This window comes from Xanthobacter agilis (assembly GCF_021730435.1).
GTDB classification, from domain to species: Bacteria; Pseudomonadota; Alphaproteobacteria; order Rhizobiales; family Xanthobacteraceae; genus Xanthobacter; species Xanthobacter agilis.
The window spans coordinates 89,345-104,586 of sequence record NZ_JABWGX010000001.1; the positions used below are offsets into that span (position 1 = coordinate 89,345).

Sequence of the window (15,242 nt, forward strand, 5' to 3'; positions counted from 1 at the left end):
GCCGGCACCCGCGTTCTCGGGGGCTTCTCAGGCGCCGCCGGGGGAGATTTCGGCCACGCGCACGGTGTTGCGCCCGCCCTGCTTCGCCTTGTAGAGCGCGGCATCGGCCGACATGAGCAGCGTCTGGCGATAGGTCGTCAGATCGCCAATCTTGGGCACGCGCTCCAGTGTCGAGCCGCCCACGCTGACGCTCAGACGGCCAAGATCACTTGCTTCATGGGGAAGGTCGAGGACGAAAACCGCCTGCCGCACGCGCTCGGCCACCACCTGCGCGCCGGCGTGGTTGGTCCCCGGCAACACGATCGCGAACTCTTCGCCGCCATAACGGCAGACCGAATCGCGCGGTCGCGAGCAGGCGCTGACCAGGGCTTTTGCCACCTCCCGCAAGCTGCGGTCGCCGGCGGCGTGGCCATAATGATCGTTGAAGCGCTTGAACTGGTCCACATCGACGATGAGCAATGACACCGGCTGGCGTTCGCGCCGGGCCGAGCCCAGCTCCATCCGGAAAATCTTCTCGAACTGGCGCCGATTGAACAGGGTCGTCAGGTAATCGCGCTCGGCCAGCAACTGGAAACGTCGATTGGCGTTGGTGAGGCCGCGGATGGTATTGTCGTAATTGGTGACATCCACCAGGGCGATGCTGCCGCCGACGATGTCGCCCTCCGCGTTGCGCACCGGCTCCACCGACATCCGGAAGAAGCGCCCGCGCCATTTCAGCTCATGCTCGGCCACATCTCCACCGAGGTCGAAGATTTGAATGTTGCTTTCGAATTTTTGCGCGGCTTCCGGCGAGAGGTCGGCGAGGGGAAGGCCGATAATGCTCTCGGGCGCGAGGCCGGCGGTCCGGGCGAACTGTCCGTTGACCCGTGTGTAGCGCCCTTCGCGGTTCACGACGCACAGGGCGACCGGCGCTTCAGTATATAGCGTCTTGGGATCGAGCAGGCCGCGTGCGTCGGAGGCTTCGGCGGTGATGTCGATGCTGACGCCGAAGAAACCATCCGGCGCGCCGTCGTCCCGGCGCACGGGAGCGCCACTGACGTCAAGTATGCGGATGGTTCCATCCGCGTGCTGGGTTTTGTGAACAAGGTTTTCGAGCGAGCTGCCGTTATCCACGGCGGTCCGGAATGCGGTCTCGAAATCAATGGGGCCGATATTGGGCAAAAGGGAAAAGTATGGGCGCCCGATGACTTCATTGGGAGAAAGGCCGAGCAGGGATTTACTTGCAGAAGAGGAAAAGCTGAATTCGCAATTCCGGTTGACCTGCCACACCCAATATTGAGACGTCTCGGCTGTTCGCTGTAGGGGTGGCTCGTCGAGCACGTTGCTTTCACTCATCGCAATTGGCAATCCTGCAGCACATGCTCCAGTGTCGTCGTTATTTGGTGAAGACTTTCACGAAGACTTGTAGTTGGATAAGATCAAAACTCTAGGTTGGCTGACGAAGCTTGTCAATGTATACTTTCTGTCCCGAAACGGCGTGTGGGTGTCTGGTGTTGTTTATGGTTCCGGGCGCCTGGCTGGGTGTAATGCGGTATATTCATGCTCCTCACTGCGCCCGATGTCCTCCGTCGCGAAGGGAGTCGTCTGGTATATCTCGTTGATCCAGTTCGCGAACAAGAGATGGGCGTGGCCGCGCCAACGGTTTTCGGGGGGCTCGCTGGGGTCGTTGGCCGGGAAGTAATGGGCGGGTAGTCGGGTCCGTGGATCCTTCGCGGCATCCCGGAAATATTCATTCGCCAGAGTTGAGGTATCATATTCCAGGTGATTGAACAGGTGCAGGGTCCGCCGCCGGGGATCGTCGATGAGGCATAGCCCGGCTTCCGCGCATTCGGCCAACACGACGAGCCCGCTGTCGGCGGGGATGTCGCGCGCTCGCGCTTCCGCCCAGCGGGAGACCGGCACCCGGAATGTGTCCGGGAAACCCCGCAGGAAGGGGGAGGCGGGCTGCAACGTACGGTGGCGGTAGAGGCCGAAGGCCTTTTGGGGCAGGTCGTGCTTCGGCATGCCGTGGAAGTGGTGCACGGCGGCGAGGGCGGCCCAGCAGATGGTGAAGGTGCGGTGGACGTGGGTCTGGGTCCAGTCCAAAACGCGGGCGACCTCGTCCCAGTAAGTGACAGCCGAAAAGGGCAGGTGCTCCACCGGCGCGCCCGTGATGACGAGGCCGTCGAACCGTTCGTGGCGCACCTCCTCCCAGGGCCGGTAGAAGGCGGCCATGTGGTCATGGGGCGTATTGCGGGAGACGTGATCGGTCAGGCGCACCAGGGTCAGTTCCACCTGGAGCGGCGTGGCGCCCAGCAGACGGGCGATCTGCACTTCGGTGGCGATCTTGTCGGGCATCAGGTTCAGCAGCGCGATGCGCAGGGGGCGGATGTCCTGCCGCACCGCCTCGCCCTCGCCCATCACCATCACGTTTTCCGCTTCCAGGGTGCGGCGCGCGGGCAGAAGGTCGGGGATCTTGATGGGCATGGCGTCGTCCTCGGCTCGCGGGGAACTGACGCTTGGTGGCTGGGCCCGTGGTTTGCCGGCTTGGCCACATCCTCTCACCAGGGGTGAGAGTACCACCTTGCCCGGGACGGCAGGTTGGTGTTGGGCGTCGCCCCAACTCTTGATGTGACGCCGTCTCTACGCCGTGTCGCCGGGCTTGGCAATGCGCGCCGGCGGCCCTTTGCCGGGCGGGGCCTATTCGTAGGTGGCGATGCTGCCCGCCAGCGGGTAAGCCGATTGCACGGCTTGGCTGGCTTTTTCGATCTCGATGCCGTCGTCGCGCACCTGGGTGATGCGGCCGGTCACTGTGAAGGCCGGATAGACGAAGGGCAGGGCATTGCCGGTGATGACATCGGGCCGGTCCAGAAGGCTGAAGTGCAGGTGCGGCGCGGTGGAATTGCCCGAGGAGCCGACCTTGCCGATCACATCGCCCGCCCTGATCTGCTCGCCCACCTTGGCGCTGACGGAGCCCTGCTTGAAATGGGCGTAGAAGGCATAAACGCCGGGCGCGATGCGCTGGACCACATAATTGCCGCCGAAGTCGGGCGGCCCCCGCAGGCCCATGGCGGGGGTGTGGGGCGCACCATCCGCCATGCCATCCCGCATGGCGATCACCTCGCCGTCGGCCACCGCCAGAACCGGTTGGCCGAACGCGGGAAAATGCGCGTTCTCCTTGCCGTCGCCGGTAAAGGGCAGGTCGTTGACGAGCTGGACGTAGTCGATGGAATAGGTCTCCGGTGTTGCGATCCGGGTGCCGGCGGAATGGCGCACATTGCGATGCAGAGCGGGCGTGCAGCATCCGTTGAAGGTCACCCATCCCTCGCCCCTCAAGGGCGGCTGGATGGTGATCGGGGGCGCGGTGTTCACGCTCACCTCTGGCCCCTCGATCGGCGCGCCGGTGAACAGCGCGCGCACCGGCGCCGGCGCGTCCTCAAGCGAGGTGAAGATGCGATGGGTGAGCCGGTCCGGCACCGGGCCGCCCTCAAGCTCGAGGTCCACCTTGATGGCTGCCGCTCCGTTGGCGGGCAGGCGTGACAGGGCCTTCTGGTCGAGGATCTCCCGTGTGGCCGCGTTCAGCTCGGCCCCGGTGAAACGGCCGAGCGTCCGCCCCGCCGGGTCCAGGATTTCAAGTGCGCTGACCGCGACCGGCACCGGAAAGGTGTTCACGACGAGCAGGTCATATTCCACGTGGAGCTTGCCGTCGTCGCCACGCATCCAGCTTGCCGGACGCAGGGGGCTCACGAACAGCGCCGTCGACTCCGTTCGAATCGCTTCGGCCGGTTCCCCATGGAGCGGTCCGGCGGCCAGCAGCAGGAGGGCGACGAGGGCAGCGCGAAGGGTCACGGCAAGGCTCCGCGGCGGAACGTGATCGAACTATAGCCGAACGGTGGACGCGGCGGTAGCGCGCAACGCAAACGTCCCGCCACATGGAGTGCTAGTGTGAGTGCCCGCGTCCGTCAGGAGACCTCCCATGGCCGATTGGAATGCCCGCCAGTATCTGAGATTCGAAGACGAGCGCACCCGCCCGGCCCGAGACCTTCTGGCGCAGGTTCCGTTGGAGCGAGCGTCGTTCGTGGTGGATCTCGGCTGCGGTCCGGGCAATTCCACGGAGCTGCTGGCGGCGCGCTTTCCCGACGCGGAGGTGGTGGGGCTCGACACCTCCGCGGCGATGCTGGAGGCGGCGCGGGCGCGCCTGCCCCGCGGGCGGTTCGAGATCGCCGATGCCGCCACCCTCACGCTGCCGCGGCCGGCCGATCTCATCTTCGCCAACGCGGTCCTGCAATGGGTGCCGGACCATGAGAGGGTTTTCCCGCGCCTTCTCTCCCTGCTCGCGCCCGGCGGCGTGCTGGCGGTCCAGATGCCCGACAATCTGGACGAGCCGTCCCATGTGGCCATGCGGGAGACGGCCATGTCCGGCCCCTGGTCATACAAGCTGCGCGACGCCGTGGCCGCGCGCACCGTGCTGCCGCCGCCGACCGCCTATTACGACCTGCTGATCGCCGCCGCGGAACAGGTGGATATCTGGCACACCATCTACAACCATCCTCTCGCCAGCCCCGCGGCCATCGTGGAATGGGTGAAGGGCACCGGCCTCAGGCCTTTCATCGACCCCCTGGAGGGTGACGAAAAGGTTCAGTTTCTGGAGGGTTACCGGCGGCGGCTGGTGACGCCTTATCCGATGCGGGCCGACGGCAGGGTGCTGCTGGCCTTTCCGCGCCTGTTCATCGTGGCGCGACGTGCCGCTTGAAACGGCAAGCGCGCGGGGGGGCTTCCGCGCGCTTTTGAGTCAGGGCATGTTCAAGCGAAGTGGAGTCCGGTTCGCGTGAAGAAAAGGCGTCCATACACATCCGAGGGCGCATGACGCGAGCCCAGACGCACGGAAACCGCTCGAATGGCCGGGGGGTCACCAGCTCGGCAGCACGGCGCCCTTGAAGGTGTCGAGGATGAAGGTCTTCACCTCGGGCGACTGATAGCTTTCCACCAGCGTCTTCACCCAGGGCTTGTCCTTGTCCTCGGTGCGCACGGCGATCACATTCACATAAGGGCCCTTGGGCTCCTCGCGGAGGATGGGGTCCTTCACCGGGTCGAGGCCGGCTTCCTTGGCATAATTGGTGTTGATGCCGGCGGCGTCCACGTCGGGCAGGGAGCGGGGGAGCTGGGCGGCGTCGATCTCGACGAACTTGAACTTCTTGGGGTTCTCCAGAATGTCCGCCACCGAGGCCTTCACGCCGGCCTTCGGATCGACCTTGATGATCCCCTTGTCCGCCAGCAGCAACAGCACGCGGCCGCCGTTGGTGGGATCATTGGGAATGGCGATGGTCGCGCCCACCGGGATGGCGTCAAAGCTCTTGTACGTCTTGGAATAGATGCCGATGGGGAAGTTCACGGTGTAGCCCACGGGCGTGATCTTGTAGCCGCGGTCGGCGATCTGGGCGTCGAGATAGGGCTTGTGCTGAAACGAGTTGGCCTGGATCTCGCCGGATGCCAGGGCGGCATTGGGCACCACATAGTCCGAGAATTCGACGATCTGGATGTCGAGCCCGTTCTTGGCGGCGATGGGCTTCACCGCCTCCAGAATCTGGGCATGGGGGCCGGGGGTGACGGCCACCTTGATGGCCTCGGCGCGGGCCGCGCCCGCCGCGAGGCCGGAGAGCCCCAGCGCGGCCGCAAGGGTGAGCGCGGAAAGGGCAAGGGCGGGGAGCTTCATGGATGTCTCTCCATCGACGTGAGGGCGGCACGCGTGCGGCCGCGGATGACGGGTTGGGGCGCGCCGGGCTTCAGCCGCGATGGCGCTTGTCGAGGCGGCGGGCGAGGCCGTCGCCCAGGGTCTGCACGCCCTGCACCAGCAGGATCAGCACCACCACCACGGCGGCCATCACCTCCGGCATGAAGCGCTGGTAGCCGAAGCGGATGCCAAGGTCGCCGAGCCCGCCGCCGCCCACCGCGCCCACCATGGCCGAATAGCCGAGCAGCGACACCACGGCGAGCGTAAGCGCGAGGGTGATGGAGGGCAGCGCCTCGGGCAGCAGCACCTTGGCGACGATCTGCAGCGGGCTCGCCCCCATGGCGCGCGCGGCTTCGACCAGGCCCTGGTCCACCTCGCGGATGGAGGCCTCGATCAGCCGGGCGATGAAGGGCGCCGCCGCCACCGTGAGCGGCACGATGGCCGCATTGGTGCCGATGGAGGTGCCGGCCACCAGCCGGGTGAAGGGGATGATGGCCACCACCAGGATGATGAAGGGCGTGGAGCGCGCCGCGTTCACCACCAGCCCCAGGGCGCTGTTCAGCCACGGCGCGGCGAACAGCTCGCCGGGCCGGCTGGTGGCCAGGAACACGCCCAGCGGCAAGCCGATGGCGGTGCCCAGCAGCCCGGAGACCAGCACCATGTAGAGGGTCTGCCGCGTGGCCTCGAGGATGAGATCCACCATGGCCGGGGAAAGAAGGCCGAATGTGAAGTCAAACATAGCCGAGCACTTCCGAGCTGAGCTTCAGGCGCTCCACCGCATTGGTCACGGCGGACAGGGTGGGGGCATCCCCCGGCACCGAGATGACGATGACGCCGAAGGGGCGGCCGGCGATCTCGTCGACCTGCGCCTGGATGATGTTGATGTCGACGGACAAGAGGCGCGCGACCCGCGACAGCACCGGATCGGTGGCATGGCCGCCGGTGAAGACAATGCGGATGAGGGCGTCGCGGCCGGGGCCGGGCTCGGCCTTCAGGCGGTCCGCCACATAGGGCGGCAGGTTGGCGCCGGTGAGGGCGGACAGGAAGGAACGGGTGGTCGCGTGCCGCGGATGGGCGAAGACCTCGTAGGTGGAGCCCTCTTCCACGATGCGCCCGCCGTCGATGACCGCAACCTTGTCCGCCACCGCCTTGATGACCGCCATTTCATGGGTGATGAGCAGCACCGTGAGCTTCAGCTCGGCATTCACTTTCCGCAGCAGGGCCAGGATCTGGTTGGTGGTCTCCGGGTCGAGGGCGGAGGTCGCTTCGTCCGAGAGCAGAACCCGTGGCTGGGTGGCCAGGGCGCGGGCGATGCCCACGCGCTGCTTCTGCCCGCCGGAAAGTTCGGCCGGATAGCGGTCGCGCTTGTCGGCGAGGCCGACCAGCTCCAGCAGCGGCTCTACGCGGGACTTGATCTCACGCTGCGGCAGTCCGGCGATCTCCAGCGGCAGCGCCACGTTGGCGTAAGCGGTGCGGCGGGCAAGCAGGTTGAAGTGCTGGAAGATCATGCCAATGGCGCGGCGCTGCCCGCGCAGCGCCTGTTCCGACAGCGCGCCGATGTCCACGCCGTCCACCACCACGCGGCCGGCGGTCGGCTGCTCCAGCCCGTTGACCAGGCGGATGAGGGTGGACTTGCCGGCGCCGGAACGGCCGATGACGCCGACGATGGCGCCTTCCGGCACCGCAAGGGAGATGTCGGACAGGGCCGTCACCGGATTTTGCCCGTGGCGGCCGGAATAGGTCTTCTCGACCTTTTCGAACAGGATGGCCGACGCGGCTTCAAGGCGGCGCGGCGTGGTTTCGACCGAAACAGGGGCGTTCACGGGAGGCTCCGTGGTGGCGCCTGGGGTGCGTTCGTCAGATCGAATGCTCGGGCCGGTGGAACGGGGGTTCGACATGACGCGTGACCACAGGGCTGGAAATGAAAATCCGCCGGCACGCACGCGGGACAAGGCTCAGGTCTCGCTTTGCGGCAGGCTGCCAGATCACAGGGAAGAGCGACACATCGACATGATTGGCCCGTGCGTTCTGGGGCGGAATAGAACACAAGTATCGTTCTCTTTACCGAACGGGTCAAGATCTGCGTTAAATTATTTAATCCCGTGCATTTTTCGTTTAATTGGACGACGCGGTGTCGGAGCCTCCGCTCAGCGGCACTCCACCGTGACATGCGCCAGCTCGTGGATGGGGGCAAGGCGCTGGCGGATGGTCTCGGCGTTGATGCCAGGGCCGCGGACGCTGACGATGGCGGCGCGGGCCTGCGGGCCGATCCGCCAGACGTGGAGGTCGCGGATTTCCGTGCCGCCGGCGCTGGCCAGGGCCTCCCGCACCTCCTCGGCCACATGGCCGTCGCTGGAGTCGAGCAGGACTGCCGCGGTGTCGCGCATCAGTGTCCACGACCAGCGACCGATGACGAGGCCGCCGACGATGCCCATCAGCGGATCGCACCACACCCACCCGAGATAACGCCCCGCCACCAGGGCGACGATGGCCAGGACCGAGGTCAGCGCATCGGCCAGCACATGGAAATAAGCCGACCGCAGGTTGTTGTCGTCGTGCCGGGCGCCATGATGATCGTCACCGGGGTGGTCGTCATGATGATGGTCGCCATGGTGGTGCCCGTGATGGGGGTGGCCGTGATGGGGGCCGTGGCCACCGCTCAGGAGCAGCGCGCTGACGAGGTTGACGCCGAGCCCGACCACCGCCACCGCGATGGCTTCGCCGAACGCCACCTGCACCGGCTCCAGCAGGCGCGCGACCGATTCTACCGCGATTCCCAGCGCCACCAGCCCCAGCACCAGGGCCGAGGCGAAGCCGGCAAGGTCGCCCACCTTGCCTGTGCCGAAGGAAAAGCGGGGATCGGCGGCATGGCGCCGCGCATAGATGTACGCGATGGCGGCGACGCCCAGGGCGCCGGCATGGGTCGCCATGTGGAAGCCGTCGGCAAGCAGGGCCATGGAGCCGGTGATGGAGCCGGCGATGATCTCCGCCACCATCATCACGGCGGTCAGGATCACCACCCACAAGGTCCGCCGGGTGTTCTCCTCGTGATGCGCGCCGAGAAAGACGTGGCCGTGGAGCGCGTCCGGCCGGTCGGCGGGGGCTGCTTGGTCGAGGTGTGACATGGTGTGTTCTTCCGGTCGGATGGGGCGGGGACCTGCTATTTCGCGTAACGGCGCAGCACCGTGGCGAGCTCCTCGGCGCCGCGGCTGCGCTCCTCGTCGGAAAGGCCGGGGCGGGCCACGTGGTCCTTGAGGTGCGCCTCGAAAATCTCGTCCATGAGCCCGTTCACGGCACCGCGCACGCCGGCCACCTGATGCAGCACGTCGGCGCATTCCGAGCCGGAGGATAAAGCGCGCTCGATGGCCTCGATCTGGCCGGCGATGCGCTTCACGCGCATCAGCAGGGCCGCGTTGTGCTTGGGGTCGCGGGTATGTGCCATGGGATAGGGGGGTATACTATATGGCGCCTGCTGGCAAGGTGACGGTCTGGCTGCGCCTCGTGGGTGCCGCGGCGGCGCCCGATGGGGGTGTTGCCGCCTCACCATATGGCAATGTATTGACATTAAATCACGGTGGCGATAGCTTCCGAAATATAGCAACTAATTGCCATATAAGCGGCCCACCCACGGGGCAGGGCGGCGACGAGGAGAGGTCCAGGGAGCATGACGCAGCCGCAATCCGCATCGCCGGAAGACTTCGGTTTGACCCCCGACCAGGCGAGCTTTCGTGAGACCACCCGCCGCTTCGCGGCAGATGTGCTTGCGCCCGGCTACAAGGCGCGCGAGGTGAGCGCCAGCGTGCCGGTGGAGCTGCGCCGGCAGATGGGCGAGCTCGGCCTGATCGGGGTGGAGTTCCCGGCGGAATACGGCGGTCTTGGTGCCGATCATGTGACGGCGGGGGTGGTGCTGGAGGCCATTTCCGAGGGCGACTTCAACGTCGGCTACATTCAGCTCCTGTCGTCCCTGTGCGGGGCCATCGTCGCCCGTCACGCGGCGCCCGAGATCGCCGCCGCCGTGCTGCCGAAGGTGGTGGCGGGGGAGGCCCTGATCGCCCTGGCCCTCACCGAGCCGCAGGGGGGCTCGGACGCGGCCTCGCTCGCGCTGAAGGCGGTGCGGGACGGCGACGATTATGTGCTGGAGGGCGAGAAAACCTCCATCTCCATGGCCGACCAGGCCGATCTTGCGGTGGTGTTCGCCCGCACCGGCACGCCGGCGGAGCGGGCCCATGGCGTTTCCGCTTTCCTGGTGGACATGAGCTTGCCGGGCATCACCCGCACCCGCTTCAACGACCTCGGCGAGCATGCCATCGGCCGCGGCTCCATCTTTTTCGACCGGGTGCGGGTGCCGGCCTCCCATCGCCTGGGCGCGGAAGGCTCGGGTTTCGTGCAGGTGATGCAGGGCTTCGACTTCTCCCGCGCCCTGATCGGCCTGCAATGCCTGGCGGTGGCGCGCATCTCGCTGGCCGAGACCTGGGCCTATGTGAGCGGGCGCAAGGCGTTCGGGAAGCCGCTCTCGGACAACCAGGGCGTCACCTTCCCGCTGGCGGAGGCGGAGACCATGGTGGAGGCGGCGCGGCTGCTCTGCTACCGCACCCTCGCGGCCAAGGATGCCGGCGTGCCCCACACCAAGGAGGCCGCCATGTGCAAATGGTGGGCGCCCAAGCTCGCCTTCGAGGTGGTGCAGACCTGTCTGCTCCTGCACGGCCACGCCGGCTATTCCACCGAACTGCCGTTCGAGCAGCGCCTGCGCGACGTGTTCGGCCTCCAGATCGGCGACGGCACCGCCCAGATCATGAAGCTCATCATCGCCCGCGAGGCTTTGAAGGCCACCCCCCGCTGACCAACAGACGGCCACGCCAAAGGGGCCGCACCGGAGGATCCGTTCCCGTGAGGACTTCATCATGAGCTTCGATCTGCTGCCGGCGGCCCGCCGGGACGCCATGACCGCCGCAGGCCTGTGGCGCGACGAGACGCTGCTCGATCACTTCCGCCGCCATGTGAAGGCGGCGCCCGACAAGCCGGCGCTGGTGGCCTCCCGCGCCGAGGCCGGCGACACCGTGCGCCTCACCTATGGCGGGCTCGACACCCTCTCCGATCGCCTCGCGGTGGGCCTCGCCCGCCACGGGGTGGGGGAGGGCGACGTGGTGTCGTTCCAATTGCCCAATTGGTGGCAGTTCACGGTGCTGCATCTCGCCTGCCTGAAGCTCGGCGCCATCTCCAATCCATTGATGGTGATCTTCCGCGAGCGCGAGCTGTCCTTCATGCTTGGCCTTGCGGAAACCAAGGTGCTGGTCGTGCCGGCCCGGTTCCGCAATGTGGACCATGCGGCGATCGCCGCGGCGGTGCGCGGCGGCCTGCCCCGGCTGGCCCATGTGGCGGTGGTGGACGGGACCGGTCCCGAGGCGTTCGATGCGCTGCTGGCCATCGACATCACCGATGCGGAGCGCGCGGCGCTGGCGCGGCGCCGGCTGGCGCCGGATGCGGTGATCCAACTGCTCTACACCTCCGGCACCACCGGCGAGCCCAAGGGGGTGACCCACACCTCCAACACCATGCTTTCCAACCTGGTGCCGTTCGCGCAGCGGCTGCGCCTGGGGCGGGATGACGTCATCCACATGCCGTCCCCCATGGCGCACCAATTGGGCTTCATGTACGGCCTCGTGCTGCCGTTGCTGCTGGGCGCCACGGCTGTTCTCCAGGACATCTTCGTCGCCGAAACCATGGCGAAGCAGATCACGCAGGAGAGCGCCACCTTCACCATGGGCGCGACGCCCTTCCTCAACGATCTTGCCGATTACTGCCTCGCCACCGGCACCAAGACGCCATCGCTGCGCATTTTCGTGTCCGCCGGCGCGCCCATTCCGCGCCCGCTGGTGGCTAAGGCGCGCGAGGCGCTGGGGGCGGCCATCATCTCCGCCTGGGGCATGTCGGAGAACGGCGCGGTCACCACCGCTCGGGTTGAGGATCCGGAGGAGAAGGTCACCGGTACCGATGGCTGTCCGCTGCCGGGCATGGAGGTGCGGGTGGTGGACCTTGCCGGCGCCGTGGTTCCGGCCGGTGAGGAGGGCATGCTTCAGGTGCGCGGCTGCTCGAATTTCGTGGGTTATCTGAAGCGGCCGGGCCTTGCCCATGTGGAGGACGGCGGCTGGTTCGACACCGGCGACATCGCCCGCATGGACGCCGACGGCTACATCCGCATCGCCGGGCGGTCCAAGGACATCATCATCCGTGGCGGGGAGAACATTCCCGTGGTGGAGGTGGAGAACATCCTGTTCAAGCACCCGGCCGTCGCGGCGGTGGCCATCGTCGGCTATCCCGACCCGCGCCTGGGCGAGCGGGCCTGCGCCTTCGTGATGCTGCGCCAGGGCCAGAGCCTCTCCTTCGAGGAGATGGCGGCCTATCTGAAGGCCCAGAAGATGGCCATGCAATACATTCCCGAGCGTCTGCAGGTGGTGGATACCCTACCGCAGACGCCATCTGGAAAGATACAGAAATTCCGCCTGCGCGAGATGGCGCGGGATGGACAATGACTTGAGCGTACCGCAAGGGAGAAACGCCGTGACTTACGAGGATATCATTTACGAGGTGCGCCCGGCCGGCGTCGCCCGCATTACCATCAATCGGGTAGACAAGTACAATGCGTTCCGTGGTCAGACCGTGGAGGAGCTCATCCACGCCTTCCAGACCGCCGGCTGGGATCGGACCATCGGCGTGATCGTGCTGACCGGCGCCGGCGACAAGGCCTTCTGCACCGGCGGCGACCAGAGTGCCCACGATGGCCAGTACGACGGGCGCGGCACCATCGGCCTGCCCATCGACGAATTGCAGAGCCTCATCCGCGATGTGCCCAAGCCCGTGATCGCGCGGGTGAACGGCTTCGCCATCGGCGGCGGCAATGTGCTCGCCACCATCTGCGATCTCACCATCGCCTCGGACAAGGCGCAGCTGGGCCAGGTGGGGCCCAAGGTGGGATCGGTCGATCCCGGCTTCGGCACCGCCTATCTCGCCCGCATCGTCGGCGAGAAGAAGGCGCGGGAGATCTGGTATCTGTGCAAGCGCTACACCGCCCAGGAGGCGCTGGCCATGGGGCTCGTGAACGCGGTGGTGCCCCATGAGGAGCTGGACGCCGAGGTGGATCGCTGGTGCGCCGAGCTGCTGGAGCGCAGCCCCACCGCCATTGCCCTCGCCAAGCGGTCCTTCAATGCCGATACCGAGAGCATCCGGGGCATCTCCTCCCTCGGGATGGCGGCGCTCAGCCTCTATTACGACACCGACGAATCCAAGGAAGGCGGGGTCGCCTTCCGCGAGAAGCGCAAGCCCGACTTCCGCCGGCACACCCTGAAGCCGAAAGGCTGAGCGTCAGCCTCAGACCGCGAGGCCGAACGGCTGAAGCGGTCGGGACCGGGCGGCGGAGACGGGGAGCGCCGCCCGGTCACACCACGTTGAGCCCGCCTTTCAGCCGGTCGAGCAATTGCACCAGCACCACTTGTTCGGCTTCGGTCAGGGGGGAAAGGGCCTGGTTGTAAAAGGCCTCGATGGGGCCGCGCATGGCCTGCCAGGTGCGGTTGCCGTCCTCGGTCAGGCGGATGAGGCGGCTGCGGCCATCCTCTGGGTCCTTCACCCGCTCCACCCAGGCCCGCGCCTCCAGCCGGTCCAGCACGGCGGTGAGGTTTTGCCGGCTGAGCAGAAGGAACTCGATCAGGTCCTTCACGCTCATGCCCTTGGTCGCCACCAGCGGCCGCGCCAGGGCGCCCAGCACCGCCCATTGCTGGGTTGTGGCGCCGAAGTCGCCCATGTGGCGGGTGCCGTTCTTATGCAGGAGGTTCGAGCATTGATAGAGGCGAAAGAACAGGCGGTTCGCCACCTCGAACCAATCGGCCTCGGCGGCCGGCTCGCGGCGGGGCGAGGCGTCGGACGGTGCTGCGGGTGGGCTCATGGCTTCATCGGTCTCCTGCCGGGCGGCTGCGCCCGGCTCCCTCGACGGGAGGTGTCGTGTCTCCCGAAATATATATCAATATATTGATATAAGCAACGGGGTGGACGTGCTGATGGCCGCCATTCCGGACCTTCCCTCCACTTCAGAAGCGAGCGAGACTTCATCGTGAACGACTTCAATGGCAAGACCATCATCATCACCGGCGGCGGCGGCGGCATCGGCGGCGCCACGGCGCGGCGCTTCGCGGCCCTGGGCGGCAAGGTCGCCGTGTTCGACCGCGATCTTGCCGCGGCCGAGCGGACCGTCGCCGAGATTGCCGCCGCCGGTGGCACCGCGCGCGCGTATGCCTGTGATATCACCGATCGGCCGGCGGTCGAGGCGGCGGTGGCGGGCGTAGAGGCCGATCTCGGCCCGATCGACGTGCTGGTGAACAACGCCGGCTGGGACGTGTTCAAGCCGTTCCTGAAGACCGATCCCGAGGATTGGCGGCGCCTCATCGAAATCAACCTCGTGGGCGCCCTGCACATGCACCATGTGGTGCTGCCGCTGATGGTGGCGCGCAAGGCGGGGCGGGTGGTGAACATCGCGTCCGACGCCGCGCGCGTGGGCTCGAGCGGCGAGGCGGTCTATGCCGCCTGCAAGGGCGGGCTGGTGGCCCTGTCCAAGACCTTGGCCCGCGAGCACGCCCGCGACGGCATCACCTTCAACGTGGTGTGTCCCGGCCCCACCCAGACCGCCCTGTTCGAGGATTACAAGAAGGGCGCGGGCAACGCGGAGAAACTGACCGAGGCGTTCCGCCGGTCCATTCCCCTCGGCCGCATTGGCGAACCCGAGGATCTGCCGGGCGCCATCACCTTCTTTGCCTCAGACGCTGCGGCCTATGTGACGGGGCAGGTGCTCTCCGTTTCCGGTGGTCTCAGCATGGTGGGCTGAGGCGAGAGCTGGCGCCGGGGCCATGAGCGGGGCCATGAGCGGGGCCATGAGCGGGGCCATGGGCGGGGCCATGGGCGGCTTCGCGCGCCTCTCGAAGCGGGGTGATGTGTCGCCCCGTCCTCGCATGTCGTCCTTGGGCCGGCGGCGCGGCGTTTGCTGGAGACGCGCTCAAAGCGCCACCGTGGCGGGTCCGCTTCCAGGCGAACCGGCCGGGTGGAGCGCGCGGAATCGCTGGCCGGGCGGGCTGGGCGATTCCTTCTTCGGCCGCGCCCCGGCCTCTTTTTCAGCGGCGCGAATCGGCGGCCATCACGATTGGGAACTGTCCGGTGTATCGGCCTGGGGCCGGCGGGGCGGCGCCCACGGCGCGGCCGTGCCGCCGAGGAGCGGATCCGGTGGCGCGGCATGGAAGACCACGCGCACGCCGTGGCCCGGCACGTCCCGGATGATCCAGGCGCCGCCGTCGGCCTGCATGATTCTCAGCTCGTCCTGGGTCTCGGTCGCCACCTGGCCCCATTGCAGGTCGAACTTGTAACCGCGCCAGTGCACTTGAAATCCAGACATCGCCCGGCCTGCCCATCCCTGATGCGTTCAGGACAGACCTACACCAGGATGCATCCGTTCCCAAATCCGCGCGCCAGGGGCACCTTAGAAGCGGTGTCGAGG

Annotated in this window: 15 protein-coding genes and 1 riboswitch; of the genes, 5 read left to right on the forward strand and 10 right to left on the reverse strand. The window is 67.1% G+C overall.

Features of this window, described 5'->3' with window-relative positions; genetic code table 11:
- Window positions 1-27 precede the first annotated feature (27 nt).
- The 3 genes from HUW53_RS00450 to HUW53_RS00460 form a co-directional block, all read right to left on the reverse strand.
- The gene (locus HUW53_RS00450; protein WP_237343768.1) at window positions 28-1,335 is read right to left on the reverse strand and encodes a sensor domain-containing diguanylate cyclase; all 1,308 of its coding nucleotides are present in this window, start codon (window positions 1,333-1,335) and stop codon (window positions 28-30) included.
- Window positions 1,336-1,497: 162 nt separating this feature from the next.
- Window positions 1,498-2,466: a homoserine O-succinyltransferase gene (locus tag HUW53_RS00455; RefSeq protein WP_237343769.1), complete on the reverse strand. Its 969-nt coding sequence runs from the start codon at window positions 2,464-2,466 to the stop codon at window positions 1,498-1,500.
- Window positions 2,467-2,504: 38 nt separating this feature from the next.
- A riboswitch (SAM-I-IV-variant riboswitch) is annotated at window positions 2,505-2,617 on the reverse strand.
- Between the two features lie 62 nt (window positions 2,618-2,679).
- A complete protein-coding gene (locus tag HUW53_RS00460) occupies window positions 2,680-3,828 on the reverse strand; it encodes a M23 family metallopeptidase (RefSeq protein ID WP_237343770.1) in 1,149 nt (382 codons plus the stop codon).
- 127 nt (window positions 3,829-3,955) lie between these two features.
- Here HUW53_RS00460 and tam point away from each other — a divergent pair, with 127 nt between their 5' ends.
- Window positions 3,956-4,732 carry a trans-aconitate 2-methyltransferase gene (gene tam, locus HUW53_RS00465; protein WP_237343771.1) on the forward strand — a complete coding sequence of 259 codons (777 nt, stop codon included), beginning with the start codon at window positions 3,956-3,958 and terminating at the stop codon, window positions 4,730-4,732.
- Between the two features lie 156 nt (window positions 4,733-4,888).
- On the opposite strand, the gene HUW53_RS00470 is transcribed toward tam, so the two are convergent.
- The 5 genes from HUW53_RS00470 to HUW53_RS00490 form a co-directional block, all read right to left on the reverse strand.
- Window positions 4,889-5,692, reverse strand: a complete 804-nt coding sequence (locus tag HUW53_RS00470) for a MetQ/NlpA family ABC transporter substrate-binding protein (RefSeq protein ID WP_237343772.1) — start codon at window positions 5,690-5,692, stop codon at window positions 4,889-4,891.
- 70 nt (window positions 5,693-5,762) lie between these two features.
- Window positions 5,763-6,449, reverse strand: coding sequence for a methionine ABC transporter permease (locus HUW53_RS00475; RefSeq protein WP_237343773.1), 687 nt, complete (start codon window positions 6,447-6,449; stop codon window positions 5,763-5,765).
- Entirely contained in the window at window positions 6,442-7,608 is a 1,167-nt protein-coding gene (locus tag HUW53_RS00480) for a methionine ABC transporter ATP-binding protein (RefSeq protein ID WP_237343774.1), read from the reverse strand. The genes HUW53_RS00475 and HUW53_RS00480 overlap by 8 nt, the downstream gene beginning before the upstream one ends.
- Window positions 7,609-7,857: 249 nt before the next feature.
- Entirely contained in the window at window positions 7,858-8,835 is a 978-nt protein-coding gene (gene dmeF, locus HUW53_RS00485) for a CDF family Co(II)/Ni(II) efflux transporter DmeF (protein ID WP_237343775.1), read from the reverse strand.
- A gap of 35 nt (window positions 8,836-8,870) precedes the next feature.
- Window positions 8,871-9,152: a metal/formaldehyde-sensitive transcriptional repressor gene (locus tag HUW53_RS00490; RefSeq protein WP_237343776.1), complete on the reverse strand. Its 282-nt coding sequence runs from the start codon at window positions 9,150-9,152 to the stop codon at window positions 8,871-8,873.
- A gap of 222 nt (window positions 9,153-9,374) precedes the next feature.
- On the opposite strand from HUW53_RS00490, the gene aliB reads away from it, so the two are divergent.
- From aliB to badI, 3 genes are all read left to right on the forward strand, one after another.
- Complete coding sequence (gene aliB, locus HUW53_RS00495) at window positions 9,375-10,550, forward strand: cyclohexanecarboxyl-CoA dehydrogenase (protein ID WP_237343777.1); 1,176 nt, start codon at window positions 9,375-9,377, stop codon at window positions 10,548-10,550.
- A gap of 61 nt (window positions 10,551-10,611) precedes the next feature.
- Window positions 10,612-12,240: a cyclohexanecarboxylate-CoA ligase gene (gene aliA / locus HUW53_RS00500; RefSeq protein ID WP_237343778.1), complete on the forward strand. Its 1,629-nt coding sequence runs from the start codon at window positions 10,612-10,614 to the stop codon at window positions 12,238-12,240.
- 28 nt (window positions 12,241-12,268) lie between these two features.
- Window positions 12,269-13,066, forward strand: a complete 798-nt coding sequence (gene badI, locus HUW53_RS00505; protein WP_237343779.1) for a 2-ketocyclohexanecarboxyl-CoA hydrolase — start codon at window positions 12,269-12,271, stop codon at window positions 13,064-13,066.
- A 76-nt stretch (window positions 13,067-13,142) separates the two neighbouring features.
- Here badI and HUW53_RS00510 read toward each other — a convergent pair whose 3' ends face one another.
- Window positions 13,143-13,646 (reverse strand): MarR family winged helix-turn-helix transcriptional regulator, encoded by a 504-nt coding sequence (locus tag HUW53_RS00510; protein ID WP_237343780.1) that lies wholly within the window; start codon window positions 13,644-13,646, stop codon window positions 13,143-13,145.
- Between the two features lie 165 nt (window positions 13,647-13,811).
- On the opposite strand from HUW53_RS00510, the gene HUW53_RS00515 reads away from it, so the two are divergent.
- The gene (locus HUW53_RS00515) at window positions 13,812-14,579 is read left to right on the forward strand and encodes a glucose 1-dehydrogenase (protein ID WP_237343781.1); all 768 of its coding nucleotides are present in this window, start codon (window positions 13,812-13,814) and stop codon (window positions 14,577-14,579) included.
- A 306-nt stretch (window positions 14,580-14,885) separates the two neighbouring features.
- Here the strand turns inward: HUW53_RS00515 and HUW53_RS00520 are convergent, their stop codons facing one another.
- Window positions 14,886-15,140, reverse strand: a complete 255-nt coding sequence (locus HUW53_RS00520; protein ID WP_237343782.1) for a hypothetical protein — start codon at window positions 15,138-15,140, stop codon at window positions 14,886-14,888.
- Between the last annotated feature and the right edge of the window lie 102 nt (window positions 15,141-15,242).